Below are 23360 nucleotides of genomic sequence, written 5' to 3'. Positions count from 1 at the left end.
TTATGCGCCCCCACCAAGGATCATCTCCGAAGCCCTCTGCCCGATCATCATGCTTGGCGCATTCGTGTTGCCGCCGATCAGCTTCGGCATGACCGAGGCATCGGCGACCCGAAGCCCGTCCACGCCGCGTACCTTGAGCGTTGCCGGATCGACGACCGCCATGCCGTCCGTTCCCATCTTGCAGGTCCCCACCGGGTGGTAAACGGTCAGCGCTTCGGCGCGCAGATAGGCGAGGATTTCGTCGTCGCTGCGGACATCCTTGCCCGGAAGCATCTCCTTGCCCCGCACCTCGTCGAACTCGGACGCGGCAAGGATATTGCGCGCGATCTTGATGCCTTCGACCAGCACCATGGCGTCCTCATCGTCCGCGAAGAAGCGGTGGTCGATCAAGACGTCCCGGCGAGCACTGTCTCGTGACAGCCTGATCTCGCCTACGCTTTTCGGCCGGAGCACGCAGGTGTGAATGGCGTAGCCATGGCCGTATTCGATCAGCCTGCCGCGATGGCTGCGATAGCCCGGCACGAAGTGGAACTGAATGTCGGGAAGGCCGTTCGCGTATCTGGTTTTGGCAAAGCCGCCGGCTTCGACATAGTTGGTGGTGAGCATGCCCTTGCGGCGCGCGAAATACTGGAAGGGCGCCGCCGCGATGCGCGGCAGGTTGGCGATCGACAGGCCGAGCGTCCTGGTGCTCCTGGAGCGCACGGTGATCATGCCGTCGACATGGTCCTGCAGGTTCTTGCCGACGCCCGGCAAATCGAGAACCGGCGTGATGCCGATCTGCTGCAGCTCGGCTGCCGGCCCGATGCCCGACGCCATCAGGATCTTGGGCGAGTTGATGGCGCCGGCCGAGAGCACGATCTCCCGGCTGGCCGAGAGCGTCTTCCGCTGGCCCTCATGCCGCACGTGCATTCCTGTGGCGAGCCCCTCGGCAATAACCAGGTCGATCACCTCGCATTCGCTGAGCAGTGTCAGGTTCTTGCGATCGAGCACCGGGCGCATGAAGGCGCTGAAGCTGCTGAAGCGCTGGCCGCGGTCCTGCGTGACGTTGTATATGCCGACGCCGAACTGGCTTTCGGCATTGAAGTCGGTGTTGGCGGGCAGGCCCGCATTCTTCCCAGCCTCGACGAACATGCCGGAAAGCACGTTCGGATCGCGCGGATTGTCGACCAAAAGCTCGCCGTCGATGCCGTGATAGCGCGGGTCCTGGGCGATCAGATTGCGCTCCAGTTTCTTGAACACGGGCAGCACGTCGCGGTAAGCCCAGCCGGCGCAGCCGAGCCCGGCCCACTCGTCATAGTCTTCGGCGGCGCCGCGAATATAGACCATCGAGTTGATCGAGCTCGATCCGCCCAGCGCCTTGCCTCGGTTGACCGGAATCCTGCGGTTGTTGAGCCGAGGCTGCGGCACGCCGACGAAACAATAGTCGTAGGTGGGGTTGCCGTAGAGCGAGAGAATGCCTGCCGGCACTTTGACCCGCAGGCTGTTGTCGCTGCCGCCGGCCTCGATCAGGCACACTCTGACGGACGGATCGGCGCTCAGCCGGTTGGCGACCACGCAGCCGGCTGAACCGGCGCCGACGACGATGTAGTCAAACTCAGCCGCTTCCATCCAACCCCCAAAGATGCGGTTTCAAGCCGCGGGTTCTTCCCAGACCGATTTGCCGCCGACGATCGTTTTCAGCACTTTGATATCCGCGAGTTTGTCCGGCTCGACCTGCAGCGGATCATCGGAAAGGACGATGAAATCGGCGAGTTTGCCCGCCGCCAGACTGCCCTCATCCCTTTCCCGGTGGCCGGCAAAGGCCGCGCCCAGCGTATAGGCGTGGAGCGCCTGCGCGACGCTGATCCTCTGCTGCGGGACCCAGCCTGCTTCCGGCTGATGATCCCGGCTTTGGCGCAGCACCGCATTCCTGATGCCAACGAGGGGATTGAGATCGACGATAGGCCAATCCGTACCGAACGCGACGGCGCCGCCGGCCTCCAGGATGGAGCGAACCGGAAAGGCCCGCGGCAAGGACTTGGAGCCGACACGCACTTCCCAAAGGCCCTCCATCCCGAGCCACTGGTCGCGCGGATAGATCATCGCGGGCTGGAAGCTGGCTATCGCGCCTATCTGGCCAAAACGCTCGATGTCGCGCGCGGTGGGTATTTCGCAATGCTCGACCCGTGGCCGGCACTGCCGCGAGCGTTCACCGTCCGATGCATATGCGTCGAGGGCCATTTCGATGGCGCCGGTGCCGATCGCGTGCGTCCAGACCTGAAAGCCTTCCTGCTGCGCACGGCTGACGGCCGCGTTATAAGCCGTCGCATTCCACAGGCAGGTTCCGGTTTGATCGGGTTTGTCGGCATAGCCCTGAGGCATGAAGCCTGTGTGGGATTCCAGGACGCCGTCCAGGAAGAATTTGATGACACGTCCGTCGAGAAAGGCGGGATCAAGGTCGTTCCGCCATCCCGATACGCGCGCAATCACCTCGTCGAGGTTCGAATCCGGATTGGCAATGCTCGAAAGCGTGAAGCGCAGGCTCAGCTCGCCGTTCGCGAATATTTCAGCCAGCAAGGGGACTGCTTCGTCATCCATCCCCGCGCTTTGGACCCGCGACAATCCCAAACGGTTTGCTTCCTTGATGGCGGAGAGCAGCGCCGATCGCATATCCGATTGCGAGGATTGGGGGACCAATGCTTCAAACTTGGACCACGCTTTCTCCTTCAACCATCCGGTCGGCTCACCGCTCCCGTCTTTCACGATCTCGCCACCTTCGGGATCGGGTGTGTCCCGTGTGATGCCGGCAAGTTCCAGCGCCTTGCTGTTCACCCAGGCGGCGTGAGCCATGCCGGAGCGGAAGAAAACCGGGTGATCGGCAACAACTTGATCGAGAAGCGATTTGTGGAAGCCGCCTTCGGGGAGATCGGGGTAGCCGTAGCTGAATTCGCTGCCCACGATCCATGCGCGGTCGGGATGGGCTTGCGAATAGGCCTTCAACCGGTCGAGGACGTCGCCAAAGGTCTTGGCCTCGCGCAACCGCACTTCATCGAGATATTTGCTTCCCCAGGCGAAATGGACGTGAGAGTCGATGAAGGCCGGCATTGCGAACCGGCCCTGGAGATCGACGATTTCGGCGTCCTTGGACGCTTGCGCTCTGACGGTGGACCAAGAGCCGACAGCTACGATGCGGTCGCCGCGAACCAGCATCGCCTCGGCCTGGGGATTCGCCGCATCGACCGTGTATAGCGCGCCGTTTGCGTAAAGGGTCTCTCGCGCCATTTCACTCTCAGCGATCGTCGCTCTGATGCGGGGTGACGCAGGGAACCACCAAATCCAGGGCACAAGAATTACTTTTTCCAGCACCCGTGCTTAGGGTCTGCCTAAGCTTTTCTCGATGTCCGGAGGTGGTTTTGCCGATCGTGATCGCTCGAATTGAGTGCCCCTCGGCGCTCTCATTCCAGCGTTTAGGGATAAGCTAAGCACTGACACATGAAATCATAATTTTCGCTCCTGCGGCCCGCCAGTAAAGCAGGACGGACCTCCATCACAGCGGCGAAAGCCCCATCGAAAGAGACGTGGATATGTCGGTTGAGAAGGTAGACACGCTTGTCGTCGGCGGCGGCCAGGCGGGGGTGGCTATGAGCGAGCACCTGAGCAAATGCGGCGTGCCGCATCTTGTTCTCGAGCGTGGCCGGATTGCCGAGCGCTGGCGCTCGCAGCGGTGGGATTCCCTGGTTGCCAACGGTCCGGCCTGGCATGACCGGTTCCCGGGCATGGAGTTTCCTATGACCGGTCCCGATGGCTTTCCCCCCAAGGAGGAGGTTGCCGACTATTTCGTCGCCTATGCAAAGCAGATCGATGCGCCGATCCGCTGCGGCGTCGAGGTCAAGCTCGTCCAAAGAAATGTCGGCCGGCCCGGATTCCGCGTCGAGACGTCGGATGGCGCGATCGAGGCCAACAGCGTCGTCGCCGCGACCGGACCTTTCCAGGTCCCCGTCATCCCGCCCGTCGTTCCTGCCGATACTGGCATCCTGCAAATCCACTCGAGCGCCTACCGCAACCCGGCGCAGCTGCCAAAAGGCGCGGTGCTGGTGGTCGGCGCGGGATCCTCGGGCGTGCAGATCGCCGATGAGCTCCAGCGCGCCGGCAGGCGCGTCTATCTCTCGGTCGGCCCGCATGATCGTCCGCCGCGAGCCTATCGCGGGCGTGATTTCTGCTGGTGGCTGGGCGTTCTCGGCAAATGGGACCTCGAAACCCCGGGACCTGGCACGGAACATGTGACGATCGCGGTCAGTGGGGCGCGTGGCGGCGAAACGATCGATTTCCGTCGCCTGGCCGCGCAGGGACTTATGCTCGTCGGCATGACCAAGACATACCACGACGGTGTCATGACCTTCGCGCCCGACCTTGCGAAAAACATTGCCCGCGGTGACGCCAATCTGATGTCGCTGCTGGACGAAGCCGACGCCTATGTCGCTCGCAACGGTCTCGACCTTCCGGAAGAGCCCGCGGCGCGCCGGATCGACCCCGATCCGGAATGCGTGACCAATCCGCTTGGTGAGCTCAACCTGGCCGAGGCTGGGGTAGCGGCGATCATCTGGGCGACGGGCTTCGCCGTCGATTACAGCTGGCTGAAGGTCGATGCTTTCGACGACAAGGGGCGGCCAAGGCACCATCGCGGCGTCTCGACCGAGCCAGGGGTCTATTTCCTCGGGCTGCCCTGGCAGTCGCGAAGAGGGTCGAGCTTCATCTGGGGCGTCTGGCATGATGCCAAGCACGTGGCCGACCGTATTTCGACGCAGCGAAAATATCTGGCCTATCACGCCGCCGCTAAGCGCGAGCCCGTGGATGCCTGACCAGAGCCGACGAACGCTGCGAGCCCGACCCTGATGGAGACCAAGATGGCGCATACGCGAATTCGAACCTTCAACACCAAGGATACCTATCCCGAGCAGAAGCTCGACAATGATCTCTGCCAGGCGGTCGTCACGCGCGGCGGCCGGACCGTCTATCTGCGCGGGCAATGCCCGCAGGATCTCGATACGGCCAAGACCATCGACAGCCACGACCCCGTCGAGCAGACCCATAAGGTCATGCAGAACGTCAGGCAGCTCATCGAGGAATGCGGCGGCACGATGGAGCATCTGGTGAAGGTGGTCGTCTACCTCACCGATGTCCGCCATCGCGAAGCCGTCTACCGGACGATGGGTGAATATATCAAAGGCGTCCACCCGGTTTCGACCGGTCTGGTCGTGTCGGCCCTGGCTCGGCCGGAATGGCTGGTCGAGATCGACGGCACCGCCGTCATCCCGGACTAAAGCGCCATGACCTTTTCCATCGTCGCGCGATGCCGGCGCACGGGCATGTTCGGAGTGGCGGTGTCCTCGTCGTCCCCCGCGGTCGCGGCGCGCTGCGCCTATGCGCAGGCCGGTGTCGGCGCAGTCGCCAGCCAGAACGTCACCGACCCGACGCTCGGGCCACGGGCATTGGAGTTGATGGCGCGCGGCGCCTCCGCCGCCGAGGCCGTCGCGATCCTGAAGCGCACGACCGCTTTCAGCGAATACCGGCAGGTCCTGGCGGTCGACGCGGCCGGCGGCAGCGCAATCCATTCGGGACCGAAGGCGCTCGGCATCTGGGCCGAGGCGCGCGGCGAGGACGTCGCCTGCGGCGGCAACCTGCTTGCCAACGACAAGGTTCCGCAAGCGATGGTCGACGCCTATCTCGCCTCCGAAGGCGACCTCGGTGACCGGTTGATCGCCACGATGCGCGCCGCGCTTCATGCCGGCGGCGAGGCCGGGCCTGTCCGCTCCGCCGGCATGAAGCTGGTGCGCGATGTGTCCTGGCCCGTCGCCGACCTGCGTTGCGACTGGACGGAAGCGTGTCCGATCGAGCAGCTGGCAACGCTGTGGGAGATCTACAAGCCTCAGTTGGACGCCTACGTCACCCGCGCCCTCAACCCGTCTGATGCGCCGAGCTATGGCGTTCCCGGTGACGAGTAGCCCCGACAGTCTGGAGCCAGCATGAGCGAACTCAGCCATAAGGACTGGATCGGCAAGGCGTCCGCGATCCGCTTCCGCGACAAGGCGTTCATTGACGGCAAGCCGGTGCCCGCGCGCTCCGGCCGGACTTTCGCCAGCATCAATCCCGCCACGGGAGCGACGCTTGCTGAAGTCGCCTCCTGCGGGGGAGAGGATATCGATCTTGCCGTTGCCGCGGCGCGGCGCAGTTTTGAGGCCGGCGTCTGGTCGCGGACGAGCCCCGCGCATCGCAAAGCGGTGCTGCTGCGGCTGGCGGAGTTGCTGCGCGAGAACCTGCAGGAGCTCGCGCTGCTGGAATCGCTGGATATGGGCAAGCTGGTCAGGGACGCCGCCACCATCGACGTGCCGGGCTCGGCGGCGCTCTTCCAGTGGTACGCCGAGGCGATAGACAAGGTCTATGACGAGGTGGCGCCGACGGGCCAGGGCGACCTCGCTCTGGTGCGGCGGGAGCCGCTCGGGGTCGTGGGCGCCGTCGTGCCGTGGAATTTCCCGCTCGACATGGCGACCTGGAAATGCGCGCCGGCGCTGGCGGCGGGCAATTCGGTGGTGCTGAAGCCGGCCGAGCAGTCGCCTTTTTCGGCGCTCAGGCTGGCCGAGCTCGCGATGGAGGCCGGCTTGCCCGCAGGCGTGCTCAACGTAGTGCCGGGCCTCGGCGAGACGGCCGGCCAGGCGCTTGGCCGCCATATGGATGTGGACTGCCTCGCCTTCACGGGATCGACCGCCGTCGGCAAGCTGTTCCTGCAATATTCCGGCCAGTCGAATATGAAGCAGGTCTGGCTGGAGACCGGCGGCAAGAGCCCCAATCTGGTGTTCGCGGATTGCGGCGATCTGGATGCGGCGGCCGACATGGCTGCCTTCGGCATCTTCTTCAACCAGGGACAGGTGTGCTCGGCCAATTCCCGGCTTCTGGTGGAGCGCAGCATCAAGGATGCGCTGGTGGAGAGACTAGCCGAGCGCGCGTCGGCGACGCAACCCGGCGACCCGCTCGACCCGGCATCCAGAATGGGCGCGATGGTCGACGCGCGGCATGCCGCGACGGTGATGCGTTTCATCGATGGCGGCAAGAAGTCGGCCCGGCTGGTGACCGGCGGTGGCCGGGTCGCGGTCGATGGGCGCGGCAGCTTCGTGCAGCCCACCATCTTCGACAATGTCTCGCCGGACGATCCGCTTGCCCGCGATGAGATATTCGGCCCGGTCCTGTCGGTCATCGCATTCGACAGCGAAGAGGAGGCGCTGCGGATTGCCAATGACAGCGTCTACGGCCTGGCCGCATCGCTTTGGACCGACAGCCTGTCGCGGGCTCACCGTATCGCGGAAAGACTGCGGGTGGGCACGGTTTCCGTGAACACCGTCGATGCGCTGAGCCCTATGACGCCCTTCGGCGGCTTCAAGCAGTCCGGCTTCGGGCGCGACCTGTCGCTGCACGCGCTCGACAAATACACCGCGCTGAAGACCACCTGGATCAAGTACTGAGGGCCGTGACTTGATCACCGGGTGCAAACCGGCAACATAGGACCATGCCGCTCCGCTTCACGCTCAGACAACTCGAATATTTCGTCGCCGTCGGCGAAGCGGGTTCGATTGCCAAGGCGGCCGAGCAGGTCAATGTCTCGCCGCCGTCGATCTCGGCGTCGATCGCCCAGCTCGAAGCTGAGTTCGGCGTGCAGCTGTTCGTGCGCAAGCATTCGCATGCCCTTGCACTTACCGCGGGCGGGCGTTTGTTCCTCAAGGAAGCCGCGCGCCTGCTCAACGACGCGGACGCGCTGCACGACATTGCCGGCGACATCGCGGAAAAGGTGCGCGGACCGCTGGCGATCGGCTGCCTGCTCACTTTCGCGCAGATCGTCCTGCCGGCGCTGCGCAGGAAATTCGAGGACGCCTATCCGGATGTGCGCGTCAGGCAGTTCGAGCGCAACCAAGGGCAATTGTTCGAGATGCTGCAGCGTGGCGAAATAGACGCAGCACTTACCTACGATCTCGAATTGTCGCAGGATATGACGTTCGAGCCGCTGATGCAGTTGCCGGCCTATGTGATGCTGCCGGCCGCGCATCATCTGGCGGCAAAGGCAGGCATCACGCCCGAGGAACTGGTCGACGAGCCGATGGTGCTGCTCGATCTGCCCTATAGCCGCGAATATTTCCTCTCGGCATTTCAGCCCAAGGGACTGCGGCCCAAGATCGCCGAGCGCACCGGCGACATCGCCGTCATGCGTTCGATGGTGGCCAATGGTTTCGGCTACGGCATCGCCAATATGCGGCCGCTCAACACCATGTCGCCGGACGGCAAATTGCTGGTCTTTGTGCCGCTGCTGGGCGACATCAGGCCGCTGACCATGGGAATTGCGCTGCCGAATGCCGAGCACCGCACGCTGACGGTGCAGGCCTTCATCGACCATTGTCGCCGCTTCGTCGTCGAGCAAGGCGTCTTCGGCACCGAACGCATCGTCAAATGAGCGACATCATGGCCAGAGCAGTTCAGCGTTACATGTAATCGCTGACCTGCTCCAATTTTTTGTTTTTCCGCAATTCCGGACGGAAAACCGCTGCGCACTTTTCCTGGAATTGCTCTATCCATCGGCGAGTCGCGACAGCAGCCGCTCCAGCATCTCGTCGCAACGCCGCAATTGTTCGACGCTGACAAATTCGTCCGGCTTGTGCCCCTGTGCCATGGAGCCCGGTCCGCAGACGACGGCAGGCGTGCCGAGATCGCGGCTGAACAGTCCGCCTTCCGTGCCGAATGCGACTTTCATGGTGCTGTTGGCACCGGTGAGCGATTTGACGAAGGCGACCGCTTCCGACGCGGCCGGCGTGTCGAGGCCCGGATAGGTGTTGGTGATCTCGATGTCGATTGCGGCCTCTGCCGCGATCGACGCAGCGTCGGCGGCAATGCGCGCCGCGGCAACGCGCAGCCTGTCGAGAATGCCGGCGGCATCGTCGGCGGCAACGTTGCGGATCTCGAAATCGATCTCGCAAAGGTTGGGCACGATGTTGAGCGCCACGCCGGCATTGATCTTGCCGACATGCACGGTCGTGTAGGGAATGTCGTAGTCGCCGTCGCGAGCGCCTTCGCGGGCCAGCCGGTCCTGTTCGTCGCGCAAGGCGCGCACGAAATCGCAGCCGAGATGGATGGCGTTGAGCGCCAGCGGGGCGAGAGCGGAATGGCCTTCCCGTCCCCTGCAGACGGCGCGAGCCGCAAGCTTGCCCTTGTGCCCCGTCGCCACCTGCATGTTCGTCGGCTCGCCGACGATGCATAGCAGCGGACGCTGCGGTGCTGCGCTCAGCATCTCGATCAGGTCGCGCACGCCCAGGCAGCCGACCTCCTCGTCGTAGGAGAGCGCCAGATGCAGGGGCGTGCGAAGCGGCATCTTCGAGGCCTTGATGCAGGCCGCGAGCGCTGAGGCCACGAAGCCCTTCATGTCCGCGGCGCCGCGACCGTAAAGCTTGCTCTCGCGCGCGGTCATCGCGAATGGCGGCAGCGTCCAGTCCTGGCCGTCGACGGGCACCACGTCGGTGTGGCCGGACAGCATGATACCGGGCTTGTCGGCCGGGCCGATGGTGGCAAAGAGATTGGCCTTATGCCCGTCGGCGCTGTGGATGATCTGGCAGGCGACGCCGCTCGCTCCGAGCAGGTCCGCCGCATGGCCGATGAGGTCGAGGTTCGAGTCGCGGCTCACTGTCGGAAAGGCGATCAGCCGTTCGAGAATCCTGATGCTGTCCATTTATCTTGTCCCGTTGCCGCAACCGGCTGTCTACATCGCGCGCCCGCTGTCCTGAAGTCGCATTTGGCTCAGCCCCGGTTCATCGCAGGCTAATCCGCCCGACGCGCGATTAGGCGTGTCCTAATCCGCGCAGAAGAATTCCGTAGTTTTCCCGCGCCGGCGCCAACTTATGAGTAGTCTCGGCAGCGCCAAGCCGACGGAAGGGAAGTGACATGCGCGACCCACGCTACGACATTCTGTTCGAGCCGATGAAGATCGGTCCAGTGACCGCCAAGAACCGCTTCTATCAGGTTCCCCATTGTAATGGCGGCGGCTATCGCGATCCGTCGGCCGCGGCCGAGATGCGCCGCATGAAATCCGAAGGCGGATGGGGCGTCATCTTCACCGAGCAGACGGAGATGCATCACACTTCCGAGATCACGCCGTTCATCGAGCTCAGGCTGTGGGACGACGCCGACATTCCGGCCTTGGCCAAGATGGCCAAAGCCATGCACGAATACCGGGCGCTCGCCGGTGTCCAGCTCGCCTATTCGGGCATCAACGGTCCCAATCTCTACACCAAAGAGGTCCCGCGCGGGCCGTCGGCCCTGCCAATCCGCACCTTCACCAACGATCCGGTGCAGGCGCGCGCCATGGACAAGCAGGATCTCCGCGATCTGCGCCGCTGGCATCGCAATGCCTTCAAACGCGCCAAGCAAGCGGGTTTCGACCTGGTATGCCTCTACGGCGCGCATGGCTTCGGCATCATCCAGCATTTCCTGTCGACCGCCACCAACCAGCGCAACGACGAATATGGCGGCTCGCTGGAAAACCGCTCGCGGCTGATGCGCGAGCTGATCGAGGAAGGGCGCGACGCGATCGGCGACACTTGCGGCCTGACGCTCAGGCTGTCGCTGGACGAGATGATCGGCGAGCTTGGCTTCGCCAACTCGGAAGTTCGCGACATGATCGAGATGCATGCCGACCTGCCCGATCTATGGGACCTCGCCCATGGCGCCTGGGAGGATTGCTCCGGGCCGTCGCGCTTCAAGGAAGAGGCGGCGCAGGAAAGCCTGGTCTCCGGCATCAAGAAGCTGACCTCGAAGCCGGTCGTCGGCGTCGGCCGCTTCACCTCGCCGGACGTGATGGTCAAGATGATCAAGTCCGGCACGCTCGACTTCATCGGTTGCGCGCGCCCGTCGATCGCCGATCCCTTCCTGCCCAAGAAGGTCGAGGAGGGACGCATCGAGGATATCCGCGAATGCATCGGCTGCAACATCTGCATCACCGGCGACATGACGATGTCGATCTCGCGCTGCACGCAGAACCCGACCTTCATGGAGGAATGGCGCAAGGGCTGGCATCCGGAGCGGATGCAGGCCAAGGGCGACAGCGACAGCGTGCTGATCGTCGGCGCCGGACCCGCGGGGCTGGAGGCAGCCCGCGCGCTCGGCATGCGCGGCTACCAGGTGGCGATTGCGGAAGCCGGCACCGAGCTCGGCGGACGCGTGGCGCGCGAGAGCTTGCTTCCAGGCCTCTCGGCATGGGGGAGGGTGCGCGACTATCGCCAGTATCAGCTCAGCCAGATGCCGAATGTCGATATCTATTTCGAAAGCCGGCTGACGGCCGATGACATCCTGTCCTTCGGTTTCCAGAACGTCGCCATCGCCACCGGGTCGAGCTGGCGGCGAGACGGCGTCGCCCGCGCCCATGTCGTGCCGATGCCGATCGACGCCGCCATGCCGGTCTACACGCCCGACGATCTGATGGACGGCAAGGTCCCTTCCGGCAACGTCGTGCTGTTCGACGACGATCACTACTACATGGGCGGCGTCCTTGCGGAACTGATGGCGCGTCGGGGCGCCAAGGTGACCCTGGTGACCCCATCGGCCTATGTCTCGGACTGGACGCGCAACACGCTGGAGCAGGGTGCCATCCACCGCCGCCTCGCGGAGCTGGGAGTCGATATCGTCCTCAACAGGGCCGTCACGACTATCGCTTCGGGCGGCGTCGTCACGGCCTGCGTCTATACCAGCGCGCGCCAGGAACTGACGGCCGACGCCGTCGTTCTGGTCACGTCGCGCAATCAGGACGATGCCGTCTGGCGCGAGCTCAAGGCGCGGAAACACGAGTGGACCGACAATGGCATCCGCTCGATCAAGGTCATCGGCGATGCCGAAGCGCCGGGGCCGATCGCCTGGGCCACCTATGCCGGCCACCGCTTCGCCCGCGAACTGGACGAGCCCGGTATCGGCGACGCCCTGCCTTTCCGTCGGGAAGTGACGGCGCTGGCGGCGGACTAAATTAGACCATCGTGTTCGTTCAACCGGCGTAGCCGGACGGCAACGAAGAAGCCGGGCGCATGCCGGACTCGATATCCGTTACGACTCAAGGCCTTCTCTCGGCAGGCTTCGGTAAAGCCAAAACCTCCCTTGTGCTCGGCGGCGCCTGGCATCGCTTCCTCAAGGCCAGCCTGCCTTCGACGTCGGCCTGAGCCGGCATTGCAGCTGCCGGTGGAGCGGTTCAGCGTTTCACAGAACCAGCAAAGCGCTCTAAGGCTTTGTTTTTGCACAATTCCGGACGGAAAGCTACGGCGAAGTCGCCGAGCCTGACCGCTTCGCACTTCTCCTGGAATTGCTCTACCCTGCCGGCTTGTTGTCCGGGTGGCCCAGCTCGCAAAACCAGCCGCCGAGATACTTCACCGACGGCTTCTTCGGATCGGGAACAGGGGTCTTCGCCTCGACGGCGGCGCGGAACGGCTCGGCACTGTCCTGCGGGATAAATCCAAGGTGGTCCGCGCCGCTGTTGTCGACCATCTTCAGCTTGTTGTCGGAAATGCCGAACGAGATCGTGTGCCCGACGCGCGGTGCGGTCAGCGATGCCTCGACCAGGCGCACGCAGTCGGCGAAGGAAAGGTACGACCACAGCATGCGGCGGTCGGCCGGTTCGGGGAAGGACGAGAAGATGCGCAGGCATGCGGTTTCGATGCCGAACTTGTCCCAGTAGAGCCGGCTGAGGCTCTCGACGAAATTCTTCGACACGCCATAGAGGCTGTCGGGACGCACCGGCGCATCGACGCCGATATGCGCCTCGATCTCGTGATAGCCGATAGCATGCACCGACGAGGCGTAGATGACACGCTTCACGCCATGTTTCCGCGCGCCTTCATAGATATGGTAAGAGCCGCGGATGCTGGAATCGAGGATGGTCTGCCATTCGCATTCGAGCGGCGCGCCGCCGAAATGCACGATCGCGTCGCAATCCTTGGTGGCCGCGATCGTCGCCTCCATGTCGGCGAGGTCGAAGACCGCTTCTTCTTCGTGAGGCGCGAGATCGTGGAACGGTTCGCGCCCCGCCAGGCGGATGGTCTTGGCCAGCGGCACCAGCCCCTTGCGCAGCTCCGAGCCGAGCCGGCCGGCGGCGCCGGTGATCAGGATACGTTCGTAGTGCGGCATTCTTTACTCCACTTGCGCGACGGCGGCGTTGATCCGCGAGATCGCCTCGGTCAGCACCTCTTCGCTGGTCGCGGTCGAGATGCGGAAATAGGGTGACAGTCCATAGGCGACGCCCGGCACCGACGCCACCCGGCCTTCGTTAAGAAGATAATTCGACACGGCCGCATCGTCCTCCAGCACGACGCCCTTGGGTGTCTTGCGGCCGATCAGGCTGGCGCAGCCGATATAGGCGTAGAAGGCGCCATCCGGCGGCGACAACGTCAGGCCGTTGATCTTCCTGATGCCGTCGACGACCAGGTCGCGGCGCCGCTCGAAAGCCTGACGGAAACGTGCGACTTCATGCTGCGGCCCGTTGAGCGCGGCGGCGGTCGCTGCCTGGGCGATCGAGCACACCGACGTGCAGGACTGGCTCTGGATCGTCGACATCGCCTTGAGAAGCGGCGTCGGCCCGGCCGCATAGCCGACCCGCCAGCCAGTCATCGCATAGGATTTCGAGACGCCGTTGACGATCAGCGTGCGGTCCTTGAGATTTGGGCACGCCTTCCCGAAGGAAACGAACTCGCGGCCGTCGAAGAGAATGTGTTCGTAGATCTCGTCGGAGAGGATCAGCACCTGCGGGTGTTTTGTCAGTACAGCACCCAACGCCTTGAGATCGGATTGCGAATAGACCGCGCCGGATGGGTTGCCTGGCATGTTGAGGAAAAGCCACTTTGTCCTTGGCGTGATGGCCTTTTCCAGCAGCGCCGGCGTCAGCCGGAAGCCGGTGGTCTCCGGGCATTCGATGACGACAGGCGTACCGCCGAGCAGCTTCACCATTTCCGGATAGGAGACGAAGTAGGGGGCCGGCAGGATCGCCTCGTCGCCGGTCTCCAGCGTCGCCATCAGCGCGTTGAAGATGATCTGCTTGGCGCCGTTGGCCACCACGATGTCGTCGGCCGTGTAGTCCAGCCCGTTCTCGCGCCGGAATTTTCCCGCGATGGCTTCGCGCACTTCAGACGTGCCGGCAGCGGCCGTATAGAGCGTTTGCCCGGCCTTCGCCGCGAAATGGGCGGCATCGATGATATGATCGGGGGTTGGAAAATCGGGCTCGCCCAGGCCGAGGTCGATCACGTCGACGCCCTTGGCGCGCAGCGCCTTTGCTGCCTGGGAAGCCGCCATCGAAGCCGATGGCTTCACCACCGCCAGGCGCGAGGCAACATAGCTCATCAGTCGTTCTCCGAGATGTATCCCTTGGATCGGTCATTGGCCCGTGCGCTGGCGCTGCGCCTGGCCGGATCGCCATAGCCGCCGCCGCCCGGCAGTTCGAGGATCAGCCGGCGCCCGGCCGGCACATGCTGCCAGCCTTTCGGGCGCATCTTGGTGCCGTCGTCGAGCTTGACCACGCCGGCAACGCCCGGCCTGCCGCCATTGCGCCCGTGGGCCGGATGATTGACGCGGTCGAACATCGCCGAGAAGTCGAACTCGTGGCCGTCGGTCGCGGCGATCTCGATGACCTGTCCAAGGCCACCGCGGAATTCGCCGTCGCCACCGGAATTCGGGCGCAGCTCCTTGCGCCAGATCACGATCGGACCGGTATGCTCCGTGGCCTCGATCGGCATCGTATGAACGCCGGACGGAAAAGCCGTCGCCGACAGGCCGTCGAGTTCGGGGCGCGCGCCCATGCCGCCGGAGTTGAACATCAGCACCTCGGCACGGCGGCCGGACGCACCGGCGACTGGCCGCGCCGAAATATGGATGTTCCACAGTGCGCCGGCGCCTTCGGCGAGGATTTTTCCGGGCAGCGCCTTGGAAAACGCGCCCAGCACCAGATCGGGAACCATGTGGCCGAAGATATGGCGAAGCGCCACGGGCGCCGGCCGCACCGCGTTCAGGATGTTGATGGGCGACGACACGGTGAAGAAGGCGAGCGAGGCGGCATTGTTGGGAATGTCGGGCGCCACCATGCATTTCAGCGCATAGCAGGCATAGGCTTTGCTGTAGATGATCGGGCAGTTGATACCCCAGCGGCTCATCGGGTCGGTGCCGGTGAAATCGACTTCGACATGGTCGTCGCGAACCGAGACCGTCGCGGCGAGCTTCACCGGCTCGTCATAGCCGTCGGTCACGAGCTCGTTCGACCAGCTTCCCTTGGGCAGCGCCTCGATGCGTTCGAGCATGGCGTCGCGGGTGCGCGAGAAGATGAATTCGCCGAGCCCGTCAAGCGAGGTGAGGCCGATCTCCTTCATCATGTTGACGAGGCGTCGGTGGCCGACCTCGTTGCAGGCGGCCAGAGAATAGAAATCGCCGACGACCTGGTTCGGCTCGCGGACATTGGCGCGCAGGATGCGGACGAGGTCGAGATTGACCTTGCCCTTTTCAGCGAACTTCATGATCGGGATCTGGATGCCTTCCTCATAGACCGACTTGCCGTCGGCGCCGAAGCCGCGCCCGCCGACGTCGACGACATGCGCCGTGCAGGCGAAAAAGGCCACGAGTTCGCCGTTCAGGAAGGACGGCGACACCATGGTGATGTCGTGCAGATGGCCGGTGCCGAGCCAGGGATCATTGGTGACATAGGTGTCGCCCTCGAACATGTTCTCGCGCGGGATTTCGTTCATGAAATGCAACACGGCTTCGGCCATGGTGTTGACGTGGCCGGGCGTGCCGGTGACCGCCTGCGCCAGCATCTGGCCGCGCGGGTCGAACACGCCGGCCGACAGGTCGCCGGATTCACGCACCGAGGTCGAGAAGGCGGTGCGCAGCAAAGTGAGCGCCTGTTCCTCGACCACCGAGATCAACCGGTTCCACATGACCTGCATGCGGATTTCGCCAATGCTGTTCATGCCTGGGTCGCTCATGCCTGGCTGCCTTTTCGGATCAGGAGGATCGCGCCGTCGCTCTGGATGACGGCGTCGAAGCTGGTGGTGACGACGGTGGAGGTCTCACGCTCGACGATGACGACCGGACCTGAGACGCGATCGCCGGCGCAAAGCGTGTCGCGCTCGACAATGCCGTAGGTCTGCGGAGCGCCGGTCGCCGGATCGAAAACCGAACGCGTCGTTGTCGGTTCGTTCGTCTTCTTGCCCGTGGTCAGTTCGTGTCTCGTGACGGCAGGACGAACATCGGTTGCTTTCACCGACCAGGTGACGATCTCGATCTCCAGCCCGTCCAGACCTTCGATGGCGCGGCCGAAGAAGCGCTGGTAGTTGGTCTCGAACAACTCCTTGAGCTTGGCGACAGCATCGTCGCCGAACCGCTCGTCCGCCAGCGGCACGGGGATTTCCCAGCCCTGGCCGGCATAGCGCATGAAGGCGGTGATCTCGCAGACGATGCTGCCGCTGGCGCCGGTGCGCACAAAACCCTCGGCGGATGCCTTGAGGTCGGCCAACAGGGCGTTGACTTCGGCCGGCTTGAACCGCGACAGGCGCGTCAGCTTCGATGCCAGCGCCTCGTAGCCGAACGGCGCCTTGAGGAAGCCGATCGCCGATCCGACGCCGGCGCCGCGCGGCACGATGCACTGGTCGATGCCGAGCTTTTCGCAGAGCCTTGCCGCATGAAGCGGCGCCGCGCCGCCAAAGGCGATCATCAGATTGTCGGAGATGTTCTTGCCGTTCTCGACCGCATGGACGCGGGCGGCGTTCGCCATGTTCTCGTCCACCACCTCGCAGATGCCGAAGGCGGTCGACATTGCGTTGAGCGACAGGCGCTCGCCCACATCGCGCATGATGGCCTGTTCCGACGCGGCAGTATCGAGCTTGATCGCGCCGCCGGCGAAATTGTCGGGGTCGAGCTTGCCGAGCACGAGGTCGGCGTCTGTGATTGCCGGACGCTTGCCGCTGCGGCCGTAGCAGGCCGGACCCGGCTCCGATCCGGCGCTCTCGGGTCCAGTCTGGATCCGGCCCATGGCGTCGACCCAGGCGATGGAGCCGCCACCGGCGCCGATCTCGATCATCTCGATCACCGGAATGGAGATCGGCATGCCCGAGCCCTTGGAAAAGCGGTAGGTGCGCGCCACTTCGAAGGTCCGCGCCGTGCGCGGCGCATAGTCCTCGATCAGGCAGATTTTCGCGGTGGTCCCGCCCATGTCATAGGAAACGACCTTTTCCAGGCCGAAACGACGGGCGATGTCGGCGGCGAAGATGGCGCCGCCGGCCGGTCCGGATTCGACCAGCCGCACCGGGAATTCCGAAGCGGTTTCCACCGAGATCAGGCCGCCGCCCGAATGGATCATGAAAACCGGGCACTCGGCGCCCATGTCCTTCAGGCGCGTCTGCAGGCGGGCGAGATAGTCGGCCATTTGCGGCCGCACATAGGCGTTGGCGCAGACGGTGTTGAAGCGCTCGAACTCGCGCATCTGCGGCGAGACTTCGGCGCTGATCGAAATCGGGATGCTGAGCTTGCGGGCAAGGATCTCGCGGGCACGACGCTCGTGGTCCGGATTGGCATAGGCATGTATGAAGCCAATCGCGACCGAGCCGAAATTGCCGGCCGCAATGCGCTCGGCGATTTGCTCCAGCGCGACTTCGTCAAGCGGCTGCAGCTCCTGGCCCTCGGCGCCGATGCGGCCCTTGACCGTGAAGCGGTCCTCGCGCGGGATCAGCGGCGTCGGCAGTTGCAGGTTGAGATCATATTGCTCGAAACGGTTTTCCGTTCGCATCTCGATCACGTCGCGGAACCCTTCCGTCGTGACCAGCGCGGTCTTGGCTCCCCGGCGCTCGATGAGCGCGTTGGTGGCGAGCGTCGTGCCATGGATGATGATGCCGATCTCGGCCGCCGAAATTCCGGCGTCGCCGACGACCACATCAATGCCGTCGAGGATCGCCTGCTCCGGCGCCGCGTAATTGGTCAGCACCTTGGTGGAGAACATCGTTCCCCTGACATCGAGGGCGATGTCGGTGAAGGTGCCGCCGATGTCGGCGCCGAGGCGGATGTCTTCGGTTCTGGATGTCATGCCTTGGCCTTCTGCGAAGCGAGCGCGGCGTCGCGCATCTGGGATAGGGTCTGCCGGGGTGTGAGCGCTTCGGGCGAGACGACGATGTCGAGGACGGCGCCAGTTGCGGAGTTGAGCGCCCGCCGGAACGCCGCCGCGAAATCCTGCGTCGTCTCGACGCGCTCGGCGTGAAAGCCATAGGCGATTGCCAGCGTCACGAAGTCAGGATTCTCGAGCGAGGTGCCGGATACCCGGGCCGGATAGTTGCGCTCCTGGTGCGCGCGGATCGTGCCGTAGATGCCGTTATTGATGATCAGCACGATCGGCTGCGCGCCGGCCTGCATGGCGGTGCCGAGTTCCTGGCAATTCATCTGGAAGTCGCCGTCGCCGGCAAAGCAGACGACCATGCGCTGGGGATAGGCGACCTTGGCGGCGACCGCCGCCGGCAGGCCATAGCCCATGGCGCCGGATTGCGGGGCAAGCAGCCGGGCCTCCGGGCCGAACTTGAAGAACTTGTTCGGCCATACCGTGAAATTGCCGGCGCCATTGGTGAGGATGACGTCGGCCGGCAGGTTCTCGCGCAGCCAGGCGCTGACCGCGACCATGTCGACAGGACCAGGCTGCACAGGCGCCGCGAACGTCCCCTCATAGGCCTTGCGCGCCGCTGTGCGCCAGCCGGCCCAGGGGCCCTTGACCGCGGTCAGCGCCCTGGCGAACGCGTTCGGGCCGGCATGGATGCCAATCGCCGGCACATAGATCTTGCCGATCTCGCGGTCGGAACCGTGGACATGGATGAGCTTCTGGGTCGGCTCGGGCACGGAAAGCAGCGTATAGCCGTCCGTGGTCATCTCGCCGAAGCGGACATTGACCGCCAGGATCACGTCGGCATCGCGGATCAGGCTCTTGACATGCGGCACCATGCCGACGCCGGCCTCGCCGACGAAGACCGGCGAATGATTGTCGAACTGGTCCTGATAACGGAAGGCGGCGACGACCGGGATGTCGGAAGCCTCGGCAAAAGCCTGGAGCGCGTCGCGACCATCCGCCGTCCAGTTGGCGCCGCCCATGAGCAGCACCGGCCTCTCGGCCGCCGCCAGCATATCGAGGGCCGATGCGATGGCGTCCGGCGACGGAGCTGCCTCGAAAATCGCCGCGGGGCCGCCGAGTGGTGCGGCCCCGGTCACCGTTGTCAGCATGTCTTCCGGCAGCGCGACCACGACGGGGCCGGGCCTTCCGGTCAAGGCGGTGGTCCAGGCGCGCGCCACGATCTCGGGGAGCCGCGCGACGTCATCGATCTCGACCGCCCACTTGGCGACGGTTCCGTACACTGCGCGGTAGTCGATTTCCTGGAAGGCTTCGCGCCCCTTCATGTCGGTGCCGACCTGGCCGACGAAAAGGATCATCGGCGAGGAGTCCTGCATCGCGGTATGCACGCCGATGCTGGCGTTGGTCACGCCCGGGCCGCGGGTGACGAAGCAGATGCCCGGCGTGCCGGTTAGCTTGCCGTAGGCGCAGGCCATGAACGACGCGCCGCCTTCGTTGCGGCAGAGCACATAGTCCAGCTTGCCATGCGTGTCGTGCAGCGCGTCGAGAACGGCGAGATAGCTCTCACCGGGAACGCCGAAGCTCTTGGTCGCGCCCAAGGCGATCAGGCACTCGACAAGAAGGCGACCGCCATTGCGGACCATGCTTCGATATCCTTACAACTGGCGGCAAGCGGACGATGCTGCCTTTCGGATTTATACCTGCACTCGAACGGGCCGGTGCGAAATCAAGAAATACGGTTCATTCGAAAGTTTTTCTTTACTGTCGTACGCGCACCAGAACGCCGGGATTCATCGTGCCCTGCGGATCGAATGCGCGCTTCAACTGCGCCATGAGGTCTCGTTCGATGGGCGCGCGATTCAGGTCGGCCATGGCGATCTTTGCACGCCCCAGCCCATGCTCGGCCGCGAAGCTGCCGCCCATTTCGGTTGCTAAAGCAGCCAGCGCTTCGGCAAACTCCCCGGCCTTGCCGTTGAAATCGGAGCGGCCTTCCGGCGGCGACAGATTGTAGTGGATGTTGCCGTCGCCGAGATGGCCGAACGGATTGATCCGCACGCCAGGCAGGATGTTGTCGCAAATCTTGGCGCCGGCCTCGATGAAGCGGGCAATAGCGCCCGGCGGCACGGAGATGTCGTGCTTGAGCTGTTCGCCTTCCAGACGCTGCCCTTCGGGCAGCTCCTCGCGCAGGCGCCAGAACCGTGCGCGCTGCGTGCTCGAATTGGCCAACGCACCATCCATGACCAGACCCCGCTCCATGCCCCATTCCAGCGCCGAATTCAGAATCTCGTCCAACGGGACGCGCGTCGAGCCCGAAGCCAGTTCGACGAGCAGATAGACGTCACCCCGTGACTCAAGCTGGTAGGCGAGATCCGGCAAGTGTTTGAGCGCGAGTGCCAGGCCGACCTCCGAGAAGAATTCGAGCCCGGTCAGGAATTCTCCTGCTTCGCCGCGCAGGAAGGCGCCGAACGATACGGCGGCGGCGAAATCCGACATCACCAAGAGCGCGCTCGCCTGCTGCTTTGGCGTGGGGTAGAGCCTGAGGATTGCGCGCGTCACGATGCCGAGCGTGCCTTCCGAGCCGCAGAACAGCTTGCGCAATTGATACCCGGCATTGTCCTTCTGCACTGCGCGAAGACCGTCCCACACCGCGCCGTCCGGCATCACGACTTCGAGGCCGAGCACCAAATCCTGCATCATCCCGAAGCGGAATGCCTGGCTGCCGCCGGCATTGGTGCCGATCAGGCCGCCAATCCTGGCGCTGCCTTCGGCGCCCAGACGCATCGGGAACATCAGCCCATGCGGCTCGAGCGCATCGTGCAGCGCCGTGAGAACGACGCCCGCATCAACCGCGATCGAACCGCTCTCCTGATCCGGTTCGCCAATTGCGGTCATGCGCGAAGGCGAGACGATGACCGCATTCGGTTGCGCGGCGACGGCGCCACCGCATAGGCTGGTGTTTCCGCCTTGCGGCACAACTGCCAATCCCGCCTGCCGGCAAGCCTTGACGACCGCTGCCACCTCCGCGGTGCTCGTCGGCCGGGCGACGCCCAGAGGCTGGAGGCCATACCGGTCGAGCCAATCGCGCTGGAAGGGTTGGGCGTCATCGCCCGAAAGCCAGCCTTTCGGTCCGAGTATCTCGCGCAAGGCGACTGCGGGATCGGTCATTGAAATTCCTGGTGATGTTGCTGCAAGCGGAACGTTGCATCTCTCGGGATGCCCTTCAATGACCCAGCACCTGCGACAGAAACTGACGGGTGCGCTCGTTTCGGGAGGACGTGAAGAACTCCTCCGGCGGCGCCTCCTCGACGATCTCGCCCCCATCCATGAAGATCACCCGGTCGGCAGCGCGGCGGGCGAAGCCCATCTCGTGGGTCACGCAGATCATCGTCATGCCTTCGGAGGCAAGCGTGGCCATGACGTCCAGCACTTCCGCGATCATCTCGGGGTCGAGCGCCGAGGTTGGCTCGTCGAACAGCATGATCTGCGGCTGCATGCAAAGCGCGCGCGCGATCGCGACCCGCTGCTGCTGGCCGCCGGAGAGTTGGCCCGGAAACTTCATCGCCTGCTCGGGAATGCGGACCTTCTCCAGAAAACGCCGGGCGGTCGTCTCGGCTTCGGCGCGCGGCCGCTTGCGCACGATTATCGGCGCGATCATGCAGTTTTCCAGCACCGTCATGTGCGGAAACAGGTTGAAGTGCTGGAACACCATGCCGACTTCGCGCCTGATCCCATCGATGTTGCCGACATCGTCGTTGAGCTCGGTGCCGAGCACGGCGATGCGGCCGCCATCGTGCTGCTCGAGCCGGTTGACGCAGCGGATCAGCGTGGATTTCCCGGAGCCGGAGGGACCGCAGATGACGATCCTTTCGCCGCGCCCCACAGAGAGGTTTATCTTCCGCAGCGCCTGGAACGACCCGTAGTATTTGTCGAGGCCCTCGATACGGACGGCGGGGCCCGATGACTGTGTCGAATTCATCTGCGTACCTCCCTACCGTTCGCCGAGCGACATGCGCCGCTCGAGGAAGGCGCCGTAGCGGGACAGGCTGAAGACGAAGATAAAATAGATGGAGGCGATGAAGGCGTAGACCTCGACATAGGCGAAGCGCCATTCGCCGGTGCCATAGGCGGCGTTGCCGGAGGCGAGGATCTCGAAGAAGCCGACGATCACCACAAGCGAGGTTTCCTTGAACGAGATGACGAACTGGTTGATCGTGGCCGGCAGCGCGTTGCGCATCGCCTGCGGCAGAACAATGCGGCTGATGCGCTGCCAGTAGCTCATGCCGAGCGCCATGGCGGCCTCTTCCTGTCCCGCTGGAACGCCCTGCATGCCGCCCCTGACGATCTCCGCCTGATAGGCGGAGAAGAACAGGGCGGAGCCGATGATCACCCGATAGAGCTTGTCGCCCTGCAGCCATTGCGGCAGCGCAAAGGGCAGCACCACGGCGAAGGTGAAGAGGATCGAGATCAGTGGCAGCGAGCGGACACCGTCGATGATGAGACCGGTGGTGCGCGATATCCAGGGCAGTTCCGAGCGGCGCAGCAGCGCCAGGCAGATCGCCAGCGGGAAGCCGATCAGGCAGGTGGTCACGAAGATGAAGAGGGTGAGCGCCAGTCCGCCCCATGCCTCCTCGCCGACATAGGCAAGACCAGGCACGCCGCCTTTCATCAGCACGTAGTAGAGGCCTGTTCCGGCGCCCCAGACGAGCGCGATGCGGCGGCCGGTCCAGAAGGCCGGAATGCAGCTCAGCACGGTCATGACCACCACGGCCACGCAGGCCAAGGCCGAGCGCCATTGCTCCTCGAAGGGATAAAGACCGAAGAGAATGATGCGCCACCTGGCCGCGATGACCGACCAGCAGGCTCCGCCTGCCGCCTGGCAGGCCTCGGGCCCGCCGCTCGTCGTGAACACGGCCGAGAAGATGGCCCAGTTGAGCAGCTTCCAGACGACGAAAACCATGATCGCCAGCGATATCAACGACAACAGCGCCTGAAGCGGTGTCGCGAAGAAGCGGCGCTTCAGGTCTTCGAGCCTGCCGGGGGCAGGGCAGGGGAATCGCAGATAAGTCGATTGTGTATTGCCATGCAGCAAAAGAAGGATTCTTGAGTGGCTTTCTCGAAGCAGAGGAGGCCGCAATGCCATTGGTTTTGTCGATCTTGCGAGAAGTACGCGATCCACGCGACATCAATGCGCGGCATAATCTTGCGGAACTTCTGTTTGTGGCGTTGGCAGCGA

General features: G+C 64.3%; 17 protein-coding genes. 6 read left to right on the top strand and 11 right to left on the bottom strand.

The features are described 5' to 3' along the window. Together RFM98_RS03640 and RFM98_RS03635 are read right to left on the bottom strand one after the other, a co-directional pair. Entirely contained in the window at positions 1 to 1608 is a 1608-nt protein-coding gene (locus tag RFM98_RS03640) for a GMC family oxidoreductase (RefSeq protein WP_320307568.1), read from the bottom strand. A gap of 21 nt (positions 1609 to 1629) precedes the next feature. Continuing rightward, positions 1630 to 3261 (bottom strand): amidohydrolase, encoded by a 1632-nt coding sequence (locus tag RFM98_RS03635; RefSeq protein WP_320307567.1) that lies wholly within the window; start codon positions 3259 to 3261, stop codon positions 1630 to 1632. 302 nt (positions 3262 to 3563) lie between these two features. Between RFM98_RS03635 and RFM98_RS03630 the strand changes: the two genes are divergently transcribed. From RFM98_RS03630 to RFM98_RS03610, 5 genes are read left to right on the top strand one after another with little or no spacing between them, the layout of a single operon-like run. Then, complete coding sequence (locus tag RFM98_RS03630; RefSeq protein ID WP_320307566.1) at positions 3564 to 4838, top strand: flavin-containing monooxygenase; 1275 nt, start codon at positions 3564 to 3566, stop codon at positions 4836 to 4838. A gap of 45 nt (positions 4839 to 4883) precedes the next feature. After that, complete coding sequence (locus RFM98_RS03625; protein ID WP_320307565.1) at positions 4884 to 5300, top strand: RidA family protein; 417 nt, start codon at positions 4884 to 4886, stop codon at positions 5298 to 5300. 6 nt (positions 5301 to 5306) lie between these two features. Next, positions 5307 to 5981 (top strand): DUF1028 domain-containing protein, encoded by a 675-nt coding sequence (locus tag RFM98_RS03620; protein WP_320307564.1) that lies wholly within the window; start codon positions 5307 to 5309, stop codon positions 5979 to 5981. 21 nt (positions 5982 to 6002) lie between these two features. Beyond that, on the top strand, positions 6003 to 7493 hold the full coding sequence (locus RFM98_RS03615) for an aldehyde dehydrogenase (protein ID WP_320307563.1): 1491 nt from the start codon (positions 6003 to 6005) through the stop codon (positions 7491 to 7493). Between the two features lie 44 nt (positions 7494 to 7537). Then, positions 7538 to 8473, top strand: a complete 936-nt coding sequence (locus RFM98_RS03610; RefSeq protein ID WP_320307562.1) for a LysR family transcriptional regulator — start codon at positions 7538 to 7540, stop codon at positions 8471 to 8473. A gap of 114 nt (positions 8474 to 8587) precedes the next feature. On the opposite strand, the gene argE is transcribed toward RFM98_RS03610, so the two are convergent. Then, complete coding sequence (gene argE, locus RFM98_RS03605; RefSeq protein WP_320307561.1) at positions 8588 to 9739, bottom strand: acetylornithine deacetylase; 1152 nt, start codon at positions 9737 to 9739, stop codon at positions 8588 to 8590. 212 nt (positions 9740 to 9951) lie between these two features. Between argE and RFM98_RS03600 the strand changes: the two genes are divergently transcribed. Then, positions 9952 to 12021, top strand: coding sequence for an oxidoreductase (locus RFM98_RS03600; protein WP_320307560.1), 2070 nt, complete (start codon positions 9952 to 9954; stop codon positions 12019 to 12021). Positions 12022 to 12357: 336 nt separating this feature from the next. Here RFM98_RS03600 and RFM98_RS03595 read toward each other — a convergent pair whose 3' ends face one another. The 8 genes from RFM98_RS03595 to RFM98_RS03560 form a co-directional block, all read right to left on the bottom strand. After that, positions 12358 to 13173, bottom strand: coding sequence for an NAD-dependent epimerase/dehydratase family protein (locus RFM98_RS03595; protein ID WP_320307559.1), 816 nt, complete (start codon positions 13171 to 13173; stop codon positions 12358 to 12360). Between the two features lie 3 nt (positions 13174 to 13176). After that, positions 13177 to 14379 (bottom strand): pyridoxal phosphate-dependent aminotransferase, encoded by a 1203-nt coding sequence (locus RFM98_RS03590; protein ID WP_320307558.1) that lies wholly within the window; start codon positions 14377 to 14379, stop codon positions 13177 to 13179. Further along, positions 14379 to 15995, bottom strand: coding sequence for a hydantoinase B/oxoprolinase family protein (locus tag RFM98_RS03585; RefSeq protein ID WP_430682263.1), 1617 nt, complete (start codon positions 15993 to 15995; stop codon positions 14379 to 14381). Before RFM98_RS03585 ends, RFM98_RS03590 begins: the two co-directional genes overlap by 1 nt. 11 nt (positions 15996 to 16006) lie before the next feature. After that, positions 16007 to 18103 (bottom strand): hydantoinase/oxoprolinase family protein, encoded by a 2097-nt coding sequence (locus RFM98_RS03580; RefSeq protein ID WP_320307556.1) that lies wholly within the window; start codon positions 18101 to 18103, stop codon positions 16007 to 16009. Next, positions 18100 to 19770 (bottom strand): thiamine pyrophosphate-binding protein, encoded by a 1671-nt coding sequence (locus RFM98_RS03575; protein WP_320307555.1) that lies wholly within the window; start codon positions 19768 to 19770, stop codon positions 18100 to 18102. The genes RFM98_RS03580 and RFM98_RS03575 overlap by 4 nt, the downstream gene beginning before the upstream one ends. Before the next feature lie 115 nt (positions 19771 to 19885). Next, positions 19886 to 21292, bottom strand: a complete 1407-nt coding sequence (locus RFM98_RS03570) for an FAD-binding oxidoreductase (RefSeq protein WP_320307554.1) — start codon at positions 21290 to 21292, stop codon at positions 19886 to 19888. A 55-nt stretch (positions 21293 to 21347) separates the two neighbouring features. Beyond that, positions 21348 to 22103, bottom strand: a complete 756-nt coding sequence (locus tag RFM98_RS03565; protein ID WP_320307553.1) for an amino acid ABC transporter ATP-binding protein — start codon at positions 22101 to 22103, stop codon at positions 21348 to 21350. A gap of 12 nt (positions 22104 to 22115) precedes the next feature. Next, the gene (locus RFM98_RS03560; protein ID WP_320307552.1) at positions 22116 to 23216 is read right to left on the bottom strand and encodes an amino acid ABC transporter permease; all 1101 of its coding nucleotides are present in this window, start codon (positions 23214 to 23216) and stop codon (positions 22116 to 22118) included. Positions 23217 to 23360 lie beyond the last annotated feature (144 nt).

Source organism: Mesorhizobium australafricanum (genome assembly GCF_033977265.1).
In the GTDB taxonomy this organism is placed as follows: domain Bacteria; phylum Pseudomonadota; class Alphaproteobacteria; order Rhizobiales; family Rhizobiaceae; genus Mesorhizobium; species Mesorhizobium australafricanum.
This window is presented reverse-complemented; position numbering and strand designations above follow the sequence as displayed.